This is a genomic window from Halobacillus naozhouensis, assembly GCF_029714185.1.
GTDB lineage: Bacteria > Bacillota > Bacilli > Bacillales > Halobacillaceae > Halobacillus_A > Halobacillus_A naozhouensis.
Window position 1 is genome coordinate 2,862,165 of record NZ_CP121671.1, and the last position, 12,795, is coordinate 2,874,959.

Annotated in this window: 11 protein-coding genes; 2 read left to right on the top strand and 9 right to left on the bottom strand. The window is 41.5% G+C overall.

The features are described from left to right. Positions 1–60: 60 nt before the first annotated feature. On the top strand, positions 61–1,197 hold the full coding sequence (locus P9989_RS15060) for a zinc-dependent alcohol dehydrogenase (RefSeq protein ID WP_283075688.1): 1,137 nt from the start codon (positions 61–63) through the stop codon (positions 1,195–1,197). A 51-nt stretch (positions 1,198–1,248) separates the two neighbouring features. Next, complete coding sequence (locus tag P9989_RS15065) at positions 1,249–1,383, top strand: hypothetical protein (protein ID WP_283075689.1); 135 nt, start codon at positions 1,249–1,251, stop codon at positions 1,381–1,383. A 21-nt stretch (positions 1,384–1,404) separates the two neighbouring features. Here the strand turns inward: P9989_RS15065 and hpaB are convergent, their stop codons facing one another. From hpaB to P9989_RS15110, 9 genes are all read right to left on the bottom strand, one after another. Further along, a complete protein-coding gene (hpaB, locus tag P9989_RS15070) occupies positions 1,405–2,847 on the bottom strand; it encodes a 4-hydroxyphenylacetate 3-monooxygenase, oxygenase component (protein WP_283075690.1) in 1,443 nt (480 codons plus the stop codon). Positions 2,848–2,966: 119 nt separating this feature from the next. Then, the gene (gene aceA / locus P9989_RS15075) at positions 2,967–4,262 is read right to left on the bottom strand and encodes an isocitrate lyase (protein WP_283075691.1); all 1,296 of its coding nucleotides are present in this window, start codon (positions 4,260–4,262) and stop codon (positions 2,967–2,969) included. Between the two features lie 175 nt (positions 4,263–4,437). Then, the gene (locus P9989_RS15080; protein ID WP_283079021.1) at positions 4,438–4,563 is read right to left on the bottom strand and encodes a hypothetical protein; all 126 of its coding nucleotides are present in this window, start codon (positions 4,561–4,563) and stop codon (positions 4,438–4,440) included. Between the two features lie 219 nt (positions 4,564–4,782). Then, positions 4,783–5,715, bottom strand: a complete 933-nt coding sequence (locus P9989_RS15085; RefSeq protein WP_283075692.1) for an aldo/keto reductase — start codon at positions 5,713–5,715, stop codon at positions 4,783–4,785. 66 nt (positions 5,716–5,781) lie between these two features. After that, complete coding sequence (locus P9989_RS15090) at positions 5,782–7,581, bottom strand: IucA/IucC family protein (RefSeq protein WP_283075693.1); 1,800 nt, start codon at positions 7,579–7,581, stop codon at positions 5,782–5,784. Beyond that, on the bottom strand, positions 7,560–8,915 hold the full coding sequence (locus tag P9989_RS15095) for a lysine N(6)-hydroxylase/L-ornithine N(5)-oxygenase family protein (RefSeq protein WP_283078944.1): 1,356 nt from the start codon (positions 8,913–8,915) through the stop codon (positions 7,560–7,562). Before P9989_RS15095 ends, P9989_RS15090 begins: the two co-directional genes overlap by 22 nt. After that, on the bottom strand, positions 8,908–9,447 hold the full coding sequence (locus tag P9989_RS15100) for a GNAT family N-acetyltransferase (protein ID WP_428841956.1): 540 nt from the start codon (positions 9,445–9,447) through the stop codon (positions 8,908–8,910). The genes P9989_RS15095 and P9989_RS15100 overlap by 8 nt, the downstream gene beginning before the upstream one ends. A 16-nt stretch (positions 9,448–9,463) precedes the next feature. After that, positions 9,464–11,263 carry an IucA/IucC family protein gene (locus P9989_RS15105; protein ID WP_283075695.1) on the bottom strand — a complete coding sequence of 600 codons (1,800 nt, stop codon included), beginning with the start codon at positions 11,261–11,263 and terminating at the stop codon, positions 9,464–9,466. Then, positions 11,260–12,795 carry a pyridoxal phosphate-dependent decarboxylase family protein gene (locus P9989_RS15110; protein ID WP_283075696.1) on the bottom strand — a complete coding sequence of 512 codons (1,536 nt, stop codon included), beginning with the start codon at positions 12,793–12,795 and terminating at the stop codon, positions 11,260–11,262. Before P9989_RS15110 ends, P9989_RS15105 begins: the two co-directional genes overlap by 4 nt.

Below are 12,795 nucleotides of genomic sequence, written 5' to 3' on the forward strand. Positions count from 1 at the left end.
ACCACCTAACCTCCTGCAAACAATAGATATATTGCAAAAATAAGAAGAGGAGACTATACGATGAAGGCTGTGACTTATCAAGGGGTTAAAGATGTTAAGGTGAAAGAAGTTCCGAACGCCTCCCTCCAGAAAAAAGACGATATCTTAGTCAGGATTACAAATACGGCAATATGTGGCTCCGATTTACACTTAGTCCATGGAATGATCCCTCACACTCCAGAAGACTATATTATCGGTCATGAACCGATGGGCGTGGTTGAAGAAGTTGGTCCAGAAGTCAACAGGGTAAAAAAGGGGGATCGTGTTATCATCCCGTTTAACGTCTCGTGCGGGGAGTGTATGTACTGTAAGATGGACCTCGAAAGTCAATGTGATAATGCTAACGCCTACGGAGAAGCAGGAGCTTATTTTGGTTATTCGGAAACATACGGTGGATATCCTGGCGGGCAGGCAGAACTCCTGCGTGTACCTTATGGAAATTTCACCCCATTTGTTGTCCCTGAAGACAGTGAACTTGAAGATGAGAAGGTGCTTTTCTTATCTGATATTATCCCGACAGCTTACTGGGGTATTGAACAAGCGGAAGTCAAACAAGATGACACTGTTGTCATCCTAGGCTGCGGTCCTGTCGGCCTATTGGCACAGAAATTCGCCTGGATGAAAGGTGCCAAACGAGTGATTGCAATTGATTACGTTGGTTACCGTTTAGAGCATGCTAAACGCACCAATCATGTCGAGGTATTTGATTTTTCAAAAACAAAAGACCTTGGAGCTCACATTAAAGAAATAACAGGTGGCGGAGCAGATGCAGTAGTGGACTGCGTCGGAATGGATGGGAAGAAAAATGTTGCAGAAATGGTCGAAAGTGCCCTGAAATTACAAGGAGGAGCAATGGGGGCCATTCAGCTAGCGAGTAAAGTTGTAAGAAAAGGTGGCACGGTTAGCCTAGTAGGGGTTTATGGAACACGATATAATCAGTTTCCGCTCGGTGATTTTTTTGCTAGGAACATTACATTAAAAATGGGACAGGCACCAGTCATACATTTTATGCCTGAGCTGTACAAAATGATAAAAAATGAGGAGTTCGACCCAACAGATATCATTACTCATAGACTACCACTTGATAAAGCAGAACATGGTTATGATATTTTTGATGAAAAACATGATGATTGCATAAAAGTTATCCTGAAACCATAAATGGATAAGCCGTTAAGTAAGAGTCTATACTAAAACGTGGAGGTGCAAGCCATGAGCAAAAAGAGCAATTCTGAGAAACGAAAGGTTCAGCCAACCGTAAACAAACAAGGTTTGACAGAGGATGTAGCTGACCAGCAGCCAGATTCGCAGTTAGAACAGCGAACAAAAAGAAGAAATACTAAATAAGAAAAAAGCTGACTTTCATAGTCAGCTTTTTTCCCTTTCCAGCATCTCCTTCACAAAAGATGTATAACTATCCGTTGAATAGGACTGGTAAATGATCTGTGACAATCTAATCGGATCCCCAAAAAAGAACCTTTCATATAGCGATTGCCTTGACCCAAACGCACTCATACAAAGGTCAAAGGCCAACGTAAAGATCTGAACCCGCTCTCGCCCTTTAACCTCAAAACCCTGTAAATAATGGTCTAATTCAGTTCCTATTGCTGAATGAAACTGAGTTTCATCCATAAGAGTTACCATTCCGCTGGCACCAAGCAATTGAATAATTTCAGTAAATCTCGGATAAGTTTCCTGAAATTGGTTCACTGCGACATAGAGTGGAATCTTATCGGGAATCATCACTCCCTCGTCATCGAGACTTGCATTTGTCTCAGAAGACAGTAGTAACGCTTTTGAGGATTCAAGTCCTTTAATAATCTCTGCTACCTTGCTTTGCACATGCTGATATTCGCTAATATTAATCGTGTCAACGATCATTTGGGCAAGACCAAGAATAAACTCCATTTTAATCACTTGTCGGGACACAATTTGATGCAGAGTAAAGGGGACAAAGTTTCCTTTTATATAAAAGTCATTCGCAACCTTCACATTGTCATAAAAAAACACGCGTTCCCAGGGCACTAGCACATCGTCAAAAATAACAACCGTATCCATCTCTTCAAACCGTGAACTAAGCGGAGCATTAAAGTGTGAAGCATCTTTTACAAAGGAAGGTCTGCACGCGAACTTTAACCCAGTTGTATCACTTGGAATGGAGAAAGCAAACGCATGAGACTTATCTTGAACCCCTGGCGCTGAGAATACGATGATCTCATCCGTTATCCCACCCTGAGTCGCCAGTAATTTTGCACCTTTCACGACAAGTCCTTCCTCGATTCGTTTCACTACTCGTGCGTTCGTTTGACCTTCTTCTAAAAAAGACAATTGCGAACGGTTATTTTGGGGATTTACGAAAGTGTGAGTAAAAGATAGGTCATGTGAGCGTGCATATTCATAGAACTGTTTCAAATGTTCCGGGAAACAATTAGGTTTATCTTTTAACAGATGAACAGAACTTGCAAAGGCAGCTAACACTGTATTCATATAATCCGGACTTCTTCCCATTAATCCAGCTGAATGACGAGCCCATACTTGCACCATTTTCCGTCGTCGCTCAAGGTCGGGTTTTGAAGTAGGGATTAAATAGGACATCCCTATTCGCTCTTTACTCTTTTGAGTAGTGTATGTCATGACTTCCTTTAATCGCTCTATGTGCTGTAAATCATATAGTTCAGATTGGCTTTGAACAACTCCTTGAAAAGCAGGATGATGAGAAATCTTCCCCTTTACTTCATTTCCCTCCACCCACACCGCTGTGTTTAACTGATCAATCCCTTCCTTATATTGTTCCCCTGTACGCACCATCATGGCCTCACTCCCGTCAATTGATTACATGAATTCTAGTGCATAGTTTATGATGGGAATGATGGAGTGTGCCTGAGTAGTTAGCCCGTAAAAATGGCCCGCCTTTTACAGCGGGCCTCAGTTCAGGACTGGGTTATACTTTCACTTTGGAATTGTTCAGTTTCCGTCGAGCCTTTCAATGCTGTAGTAGACGAAGTCCCGCCTGTAATCACCTGTGCTACCTCATCAAAGTAGCCTGTGCCTACCTCCCGCTGGTGGCGTGTTGCGGAATACCCGTAACTTTCGCTCGAAAATTCAGCTTGTTGCAATTCGGAATAGGCCTCCATGCCGCGATCTTTATACTGTCGGGCGAGTTCAAACATTCCATGGTTGAGGGCATGGAATCCAGCTAAGGTAACAAATTGAAATTTATAACCTATCTCCGCCAGCTTTTCCTGGAAGTGGGCGATCGTCGCATCATCCAACTTTTTCTTCCAGTTAAAGGATGGTGAACAATTATAAGCTAACAGTTTTCCAGGATACTTTTCATGAATCGCCTCTGCAAACTGTCTCGCTTCCTCTAAATTAGGGTGTGCTGTTTCGCACCATATTAAATCGGCGTAAGGAGCATAGGATAATCCGCGGGCGATCGCCTGATCGATCCCTGCTTCCGTTTTGAAAAATCCTTCTGCGGTGCGATCGCCTGTAATAAATTCTTGGTCAATGGGGTCTACATCACTTGTAATCAAATCAGCTGCATTGGCATCTGTACGTGCGATAATGATAGTAGGCACCCCCATTGTATCAGCCGCAAATCGAGCTGATATTAAATTTCGTACAGCTGTTTGTGTCGGCAGAAGAACTTTACCGCCAAGGTGCCCGCATTTTTTCTCTGAGGAGAGCTGATCTTCAAAGTGAACCGCAGCGGCTCCTGCTTCGATCATCCCCTTCATCAATTCAAACACATTCAGCTGCCCGCCGAACCCTGCTTCGGCATCTGCCACTATTGGAGCAAACCAATCGATATCATCGTTTCCTTCCATGTGATGAATTTGGTCTGCTCGCTGCAAGGCCTGATTGATGCGTTTGACTACTTGTGGAACACTGTTTGCAGGATACAAACTTTGGTCTGGATACATTTGGCCGGACAAGTTGGCATCTGCAGCCACTTGCCAACCACTTAAGTAGATTGCTTTTAACCCTGCTTTAACTTGCTGCATCGCTTGATTTCCAGTCAGAGCTCCAAGAGCATGAACATAGTCTTCTTCATGTAGTAACTTCCATAGCTTTTTCGATCCTTTTTCCGCTAGTGTATGTTGAATATCGATCGATCCTCTGAGACGAAGTACATCTTCAGCACTATAAGGTCTGGTAATCCCTTCCCATCTATCGGATTGTTCCCATTGTTCTCTTAAAATGTCTGCTCGCTTATTCCCCATTGCACTTCCTCCTTAAATTATTCAGCTCATATAAATTTCCAATCAATACCTAATTTCAATGACCGTTATCAAAATCACTACTTTAAGGGATCATCACATTTGTTTGTTCACCTCACTGTTATATATTAATAAAACAATTAATCATAATGTTATATAACAATATGTCTAAAAAAATTTACTCCTCTTTCTTGGAAAGGCAGCGATTACACTCCATCATATACGTATAATTACTGCCTTCCACTTCGGAACCACACTGCGGGCAAGTGATTCCTGCATTTCTACGTGTTTCATTCATTTTCATATTAACTCCCCCTTCTGTATAACAGTTAAATTATTTTGTTTTCTGTTATAAAACAGTTTACGATGATTATTCCACTTTTGCAACCCTTGTTTTGGAATTTTCCGAAAAATAATTTAAGGAACTTCTTAAAGGACGGTCGTAACAGGCTTTCCTTACTGAAATAATTTTCTAATTACATGAAAAAGACCCGCCCCCCCTCGGACAGGTCTTCTGTTCTCATTATGAAAAAATCTCATCGATTTGGGTGATGTCATGATCCGTCAGTTGCACATCCAATGTTCTTAAGTTGTCGATGACCTGGCTTTCCCTTTTCGCCCCAGGTATGATCGCATCAATGGAATCATGTGTTAAATACCAGGCTAGCACAACATGGGCGACCTCTTCACCTTTTGACTCCGCTATCTCACGTACTTGCTCTACTTTTTCAAGATTACGTTGAAATTCGTCACCCTGAAATAGTGGGTTTTTAGCCCTGATATCATTAAAGGTATTGTTACGATCATATTTACCTGCCAGCAGTCCCGATGCTAATGGAAAATAAGGAACGAACGTAATGTCGTTGGCTGCAGTATATGGAAGTAATTCTTGTTCTGCTTCCCGTTTAAACAGGTTATATTCTGACTGAATCACGTCAACATAGCCATCTTTATTCGCTTCCTTCAGTTGATCTAATGTAAAATTGGATACTCCAATCGACCGAATTTTTCCGGCATCTCTTAGTTCCTTCAATGCACCAACAGCTTCATCTTTAGGCGTATCTTCATCTGGAAAATGAATATAGAACAAATCAATATAGTCTGTTTGCAGCCGTTTCAGACTCGAGTCAACTGCTTCTCTTAAAAAGTCGGGGGAGTTATTAAACACTACATCATCCCCTTTAAATTGATGGGCCCCTTTGGTTGCTAGTACAACGTCATCCCGCTTACCATGCTCTTTCACAACTTGGCCTGTCAGCTCTTCTGAACGCTCAGGACCATAAATAAACGCTGTATCTAAAAAATTGATTCCATGCTCGATAGCTGTCCGAACAACATCCTTACCGGCCTTTTCATCTAAATCAGGGTACAGGTTATGTCCTCCCACTGCATTGGTTCCAAGTCCAATTGGATTCACTTTTATATCCGATTTCCCTAAACGAGTATGGCGCGCCATTCTATCATTCCTTTCTTAATCATTTCACACCATACTTTCTACCACTTTTTTACACAGATAAAACGTCTAACGAACTAAACAGTGAGCTAGAGCATTCGTCACTGTTCCATATTCAGAGGCGTGCGGGCGATCCTCACCGTCCTCGTATCCATAATCCACCATACGATTACGATTTAAGCACAGTTTGGTAAACTCGGGTTTGAAGAAGTCAAACAACTTGAAACGGTCTTCTAAGTGGGGAAACTTCTTCTGGTAATCGACAATGGAATGAGATAACGTTTTCCAAAATTCCGTTTCAGGTAACAACTGATGGTTATCCAGAATTGAGGCCAAATAGCGCAGATGACAAATAAATAGCCCAGTAAAAATGAACTGTGTCAATCCTTCCGGCGGTTCACTCCTTAGCACCTGTTTCAAATCATCCGTCAGTCCGCGTAACTCCTCAAAAGGCTGATCACTAATGTTGACATCATCAACAAAGTCTTTCACAGCCAGACGATGAGGTTTGTAATCTTTTAAGACGAGAATTGTGTTTTGCCCGTGTGGGGAAAACACCGTTCCATATTGATATAGAAAATGAAGCAGAGGATCCATAACGACTTGAAGTAGATTTTCTATCCATTTTTCCGGAGTGAGACCAGAGTGCTCGATCAAGCTCTGTATATAAGGTTTCCCCTCAGCATCCTCATATAACAGGGCAGCTAATGTGATGGCCTGTTCACCTTCTTCAAGATACGAATAGATGCTTTCCCTGAAAATGACCCCAAGCATTTCAAGATATTGATAAGGAGCTTGTTTGAGCAGATCATAATTACGATGGTCAACATTTATACTAGCCACTTCCCCTGGGAGGATCACCTGACAATCCTCTTTTAGAAAGGGATCCTTCTCATAGATACCTTTAATAAATGATGTAATTTCAGGTGCGATCAACGTTCGCTCCGAGGGGAGTCCTCTATATACGAGTGTATTTAAAATGCTCATCGGCAGCTTAACATGATGTTTCTTTTCGTTTGTTTGATTAACGAATGTCCGGATCGATTGCTGTGGTAAATAATTATCCTTCCCCTTGCCTAATGGAATAATGTAACCGTAAGCCAAGTCATCTGCGAATTGTTGAATGATATTATTCTTCCACTGCCATTCATGGACAGGCATCAAGTAATAATGCTCCGGGTCGACATTGGATTTTTCCAGCTCGCTTTGAAACGTCTCTTTTTCGTCCGTCGTAAGTTCTTGATCAATTAAGGTTTGATAGTTATGACCCTGTACAGCTTGAAAGCTTGCCCTGTTGCGATGAACACCGATCCATAGTAATTTAACTTGCTTCTGTTGTTCCGGAGCATAAGCCAAATAGTCATCATACCCAAACCCGATTCTGCCTTTGTTATAAGTAATCCACGGATGGCCTGTCATCTTCCCTTCCAGCCAGGCATAATCTTCATGGATTAAGTCATCTGACCTCACTGAACCATCCTTCGAAATATGTGCATCAGCCAGCAAGGTGTGATTCAATTCCTTAATTAAATGACCAGCTGTTTCAGGTGACATGCCGATTAACGGCTGAATATCGAGAAGAAATTCAACTGCACTTGCTGCTTCTTTCTTTCTCTCGTCTTCCTCGACCTCAATAGAGTCTACCTTTACGTCAAAACTATCAAAGTACCGTTTTCGGGCTAGAAAATGATAGAATTTACGGCTATTCACAACCAATTTATAAGCAGTAAGCTCACTTTCTGCCACAACCTCAGGCTGAATCATATCTTCGTACATATATTCCGCCAGCATTTTTGCTATCAACTGTTTATTAGCATGCTTCCAACGATCTTTATCTAATACTTCCTTTATTTGCTTGGCATATAACATACGGACCCTTCTTTCTCTGATTGATTAACTGTCCCAAAGGTTTGGAATACACAGTGCTCCTGTAACGGAAAGACTTCTCTTCCGGCAATCCGATTAATAATAACTGCATTTCTATAGGCACCCAGCCCAAGGTCAGGGGCCCCTACTCCATGTGAGTGCATTTCTGCATTCTGCACAAATACCGAGTTACGTTGATTAATAATGTTATAATCTTCTCCCACGTTGTATCTGCCCTGGTCATCCCAGTCAATCAGATGGAATAAAGGAGATAGAAACTTCGGAATTTCTGTTTTATATCCTGTTCCAAGGATGATGACATCACTATCACTTTCAAATGTTTCTCCATTTACAAATTGCCGTCCCAGCAGCTTCCAATTTGATCGTGCTCCTACAATAGACATAATTTCAGACATCGCCTGTAAATGCACGTTCAACTTTTGATGGCCTCCCACAGTTCCTTCGTATAAACAATCGTATATATCTGCGATCGTGTCCATGCTGATTCCTTTGTAGAGAAGATCCTGTTCTTGTAATAAGGCATCTTTCTTATGCTGGGGCAATTGATAAAAGAATTTTGTATAATCTGGTGAAAAATACTCTAACCCGAGTTTTGAATATTCCATTGGAAAAAACCCCTTAGACCGGGTGTACCAATTGATTTCAGCATCTTCTCCTCTTGTTTTTAACAAATCAAGAAATACTTCTGCTGCACTCTGTCCGGATCCGACCACTGTAATCGAATCCGCAGCTGATACAGTTTTCTTTTTCTCTAAGTAATCTGATGTATGGAAAATAGTCTTCCCCACATGCTCCTGCAGGGTAGACGGTATCGAAGGTACAGATCCAATCCCAACTACTAGATTTCGCGTCAGCATTCGAGTCCTAGATTTTTGACCAAACTCCTCCACATGAACCTCATAAACTTTTTCTCCGTGGTCAAGTTGAAGTTCATGGACAGCCTGCACGTCCATATTAAAGCGACAATTATCAAGCTGCTCAGACACCCACTTGCAATAGTGGTTGTATTCTTTTCGTGAAATATGGAATTTCTCTAAAAAATAGAAGTGATACAACCGCCCGTGTTGCTGCAAATAGTTTAAAAAGCTATAGTCACTTTGCACATTTGCCAAACTGACTAGATCAGCAAAAAAAGGAACTTGAAGTGTCGTTCCTTCAATCATCATTCCAGGATGCCAGTCAAATTCCGGCTTTTTGTCAAGAAACACCCCATCTATGTCGTCTGCCTCATCTAGTAAAGCGGCAAGACCTAAGTTAAACGGACCAAGCCCTACTCCTATTAGGTCGTAAATTGGCTCCTTCTCTTGTTCATGAATAGACACTTGACCACCTCTTTTCAAAAACTTCCCGCTCGCAAAACATGAGCATTGCCTTTTTATCAGGTAACTGGATAGGTTTTATTTTTTCAAACCCGCATTTTTCAAACACATGAATCATTCTCGCATTCCTGCAATCAGGTTCTGCAATCACTTTTTGCGTATCTTGATACCTGAATTGGAACTTCACCATAGCTTTCAATAAACGAAGCGCTAGTCCTTTTCCCAGATACTCCTTTTCACCGATTAACAAATGAATGCCTTGATCAAAAGGTTCTGCCTGATAGCTTCCTTCCACTACATCCCCCTTCACCCAGTAAGATTCCCAATAGCTCATCGGCTCGCCGTCTAATAATCCGATATATGTCCTCTGGTGCTGGTCAGAAACGTTTTTTTCCATATGCTTAAACAATGCTTCTTCAGATATATTTAATTGCCAGAACGGGATCACATGCTCCTGATGCATCCATTTCATAATAAACGGGAAATCCTTCTCCAGCTCAATGGGCCTAAATGCGATAGATTGGTTGATCGTTTCATCCAAAACCTCATATTCCATGTACACTTTCCACCTTTCTGTAAAGAGGGTTATCCACGAGGGTATAGACGGATTGATTTTCTAATGATCCTGTAAGTTCATCCATATCGTAAAACCTGGTTAATAGATTAGCTTTACAAGGCAATTTATCTTCATATAAAAGGGAATTCAGCAAAGCTGACGGTTCAGAATACTCCTCTTCATGCTCCTTTAACCGTTCATGTAAAAGTTCCATCAATTGTTCCTCTGAGATTAGCCTTTTCATGCCAAAACTATTGATTAATCCAAACAAGTGATTGAGAAAAAAGTAATATCTGAACCGCTCATCCGCAATGTCATCGGCACAAACCGTATCACTTTTCTTATTTAAATCTGGCAGTATCTTTCTTAAGTGTTCGGCTTTTGATTGGCTAAAATAGTACCCCTGATTATCGCGATAATAAAAGTGAACAGGGTATCCATCCTCTAACTTAACAATTGAATTTTGCTGATGGGCTTCCAATACAATGCCATATTTCTTGTATAACCAGAGGAGAGGCTCTAACGTTAAGGACAAGTACCGATCAAACCAATCGTGGCTGACTGCTGCAGCCGTTCTGCCTTCATTCGCAGCGATTTGTTCGATCAAAACTTGCAATCGTGATTGTTCACTGTAAGCATGATCCTGACACAAACCCGCCACTAACGTAACCTGGCGACTGCCTTCGTAAAAAGGATTACGCCGTAAAACCACATCATAAGTAGAACCAGCATTTGGCAAAAGTAGCTTAAGATAGGCTGGGTCCTGAATAACCTCAAAGCTCGGGAAGGCTTCATATAAACTGCTTCCCATTTCCGTATCGAGCAACTTGGAAATCTCAACCCCTCTGTCCAACTCTTTTTGCTGGTTGACACGCAAGGAGTTTGTAATTTTTATCGGGATGGAAAACTTGTACATGAACTCGGAGTCTTGTCTATAGACTGTCCGAAATGATGACGTCGCTGAATACGGTGAACCTAATGGACCTATATATTCAAGTTGGTCCTTCTCAAGTAATTCTCTTACTCCCTGATCCTCAAGCATTTTCTGAGCCTGTAATGGATGTACAGGGAATAGGACAGCGTTGTTCTGTTCATTCAAAATTTGCTCGATCATCTCCTGTGATATCTCAGGATCATCTTGAAGTTGGTTAATCATTTGCAGGCCTGCTGAATGTTGCAAGGAACTGTCCTGAATAATTACGTCTTGTTCTGCTTTAAAATAGTGAAGCTGAAATTCGCCTTTCATTTCTGGTGAATAAAGATTGTCTTCCTTTTCCGTTATCCCCTGTTTACTTTTAGGAGTAGGATGCAGCAAATGTCCTAATAGTAAGGATTGTTCCGCTTCGATAAAATCAAAATCACCTTGAACTAGACGGTCCGAGTCTCCTTTACGACTTTCAATATATTTGTTTAAATTCTGACAACTCAAGATGACTCGGAGCATCAGTTCATCCTGCGTGTTCCCACGACCGTGATTTAGTGAAAGCTCCTTCGTAATCAAGGCGACTAATGAAATATAATCAAGGGGGAGAAGCACCCCGTCTTCTCCTGGCTGCATATAAAAGGGAAAAGCAAATTGATGGCGACCGGTAAGTGACCAATAGCGGACAGGAAAGATAAGTGTTAAGTTTTGATGAGACAATTCACATGCGATGACTCGCTCTTCCACTGTCGTCATTCGTGGAAAGTCGCTGCTGTTCATTAATTGAAAATGACCGGTTTCACGTACATAACAATTCGCGAAGCTTTGCATGGTAACCTGTTCGGCAGTTCTTTTGACTTCATTCATTGAGTTATCCTCCTTGTTTTAATCTCATTAAAACCCAGCACCTCTATGTCTTTCAAAATAGCATCGATATCTTGAATCTCCGTTCTAGGATTTAACAAAGTGAACTTCAAATAGATATCCTCTTGAACCTTAGTTTTTGCAATAGCAGCCATTCCTTGTTCAAACAACTGCTGCTGGATAGAACGATTCAGTTCATTTATTTCCTTCCTGGCGATCCCCCTTGGTTGAAAGCGAAAAACGATCGTATTTAGTTCAGGAGTCTGATTTAACACATGAAAATGGTCTAAATCCTCTAGAAGCTGTGCGGATTGATTGGCTACCACGAAAGTATGGTCAATCATTTCAGCAAAACGATCGGTTCCTACAGTTCTAAGGGAAACAAACAGTTTGAAAGCATCGAATCTTCTTGTCGTTACAACTGATTTGTTGACTAGATTAGTAATTCCCTCTTCTTCATCTGCTTCAGGGTTTAAGTAATCAGCATGATAGTTCGTATATTGGAATGAACGTCCATCATTAACAAGAAAGGCGCCACAACTGATCGGCTGATAAAACAACTTATGAAAGTCCACTGTAATGGAATCGGCTGATTGAATCCCATTTAATTTATGAGCATGTGTCCGGCTTAAAATTAATGCACCGCCAAACGCGGCATCTACGTGGAACCATAATCCATTTTCGCCAGCTACCTCTGCCAGTTCTTCGAGTGGGTCAATACTTCCGAAATCTGTGGTTCCGCAAGTTCCGACCAAGGCAAATGGCAAAGAACCTTCTTTCCTCAACATCTCTATCTTTTCATGGCAGTCATAAATACTTAGTCTGTGATTATGATCTGTCTCTACGGTTACGACAGCTTCAGCTCCTAATCCAAGTTGTGATGCTGATTTCTGAACAGTAAAGTGGGCATCTTCGGAACATAGAATTTTCATCCTTTTAAACGCAGAAGGTAATCCTTCTTGCTGGACATTACAGCCCCAATGCTTCTCGCAAAAAGAATCTCTAGCTAAAAGCAGCCCCATATAGTTGGATTGACTGCCACCACTTGAAAAGACCCCGTCAGATATTTCAGAAAGTCCAAAACGCTGTGTTAACCAGGCAATCATCTCTCGTTCCACGTAAGTAGCTGCTGTGCTTTGGTCCCATGAATCCATCGATTGATTATATGAACTAATGATCATCTCTGCCGCGATCCCTGACAGTAAAGGGGGACAATGCAAATGAGCCACACTTTTTTCGTGAGATACATGAAGGTTGTTTCTTAAAAAAGGTACATCTATTTCTTCTAATAAATCCCTCAAAGTCTCCCCTTGCCTTGTTGCCATGACCATACCGCTTATCGCTTTTCGAACTTCGTCAGGTCTCCCTCCCTTATAGGGCTGATCAAAATCCGAAAAAACTTCGGTCAGTTTTGTGGAGACGTGCTGTACGATCTCTTCATAAGCTTTTAACCCTTCAGCTCCTCTATGAAAAAACAAGTCATCAAATGCGTTGTACGCTGTCTCATCACCTTTCATTACTTGTAAGGAATGCAC

What these genes read in the sequence shown, in the direction of transcription:
- P9989_RS15085 (WP_283075692.1), bottom strand. Translation starts at nt 5,715, where the DNA reads ATGGCGCGCCATACTCGTTTAGGGAAATCGGATATAAAAGTGAATCCA.
- P9989_RS15060 (WP_283075688.1), top strand. Translation starts at nt 61, where the DNA reads ATGAAGGCTGTGACTTATCAAGGGGTTAAAGATGTTAAGGTGAAAGAA.
- P9989_RS15080 (WP_283079021.1), bottom strand. Translation starts at nt 4,563, where the DNA reads ATGAAAATGAATGAAACACGTAGAAATGCAGGAATCACTTGCCCGCAG.
- P9989_RS15090 (WP_283075693.1), bottom strand. Translation starts at nt 7,581, where the DNA reads ATGTTATATGCCAAGCAAATAAAGGAAGTATTAGATAAAGATCGTTGG.
- P9989_RS15105 (WP_283075695.1), bottom strand. Translation starts at nt 11,263, where the DNA reads ATGAATGAAGTCAAAAGAACTGCCGAACAGGTTACCATGCAAAGCTTC.
- P9989_RS15065 (WP_283075689.1), top strand. Translation starts at nt 1,249, where the DNA reads ATGAGCAAAAAGAGCAATTCTGAGAAACGAAAGGTTCAGCCAACCGTA.
- hpaB (WP_283075690.1), bottom strand. Translation starts at nt 2,847, where the DNA reads ATGATGGTGCGTACAGGGGAACAATATAAGGAAGGGATTGATCAGTTA.
- aceA (WP_283075691.1), bottom strand. Translation starts at nt 4,262, where the DNA reads ATGGGGAATAAGCGAGCAGACATTTTAAGAGAACAATGGGAACAATCC.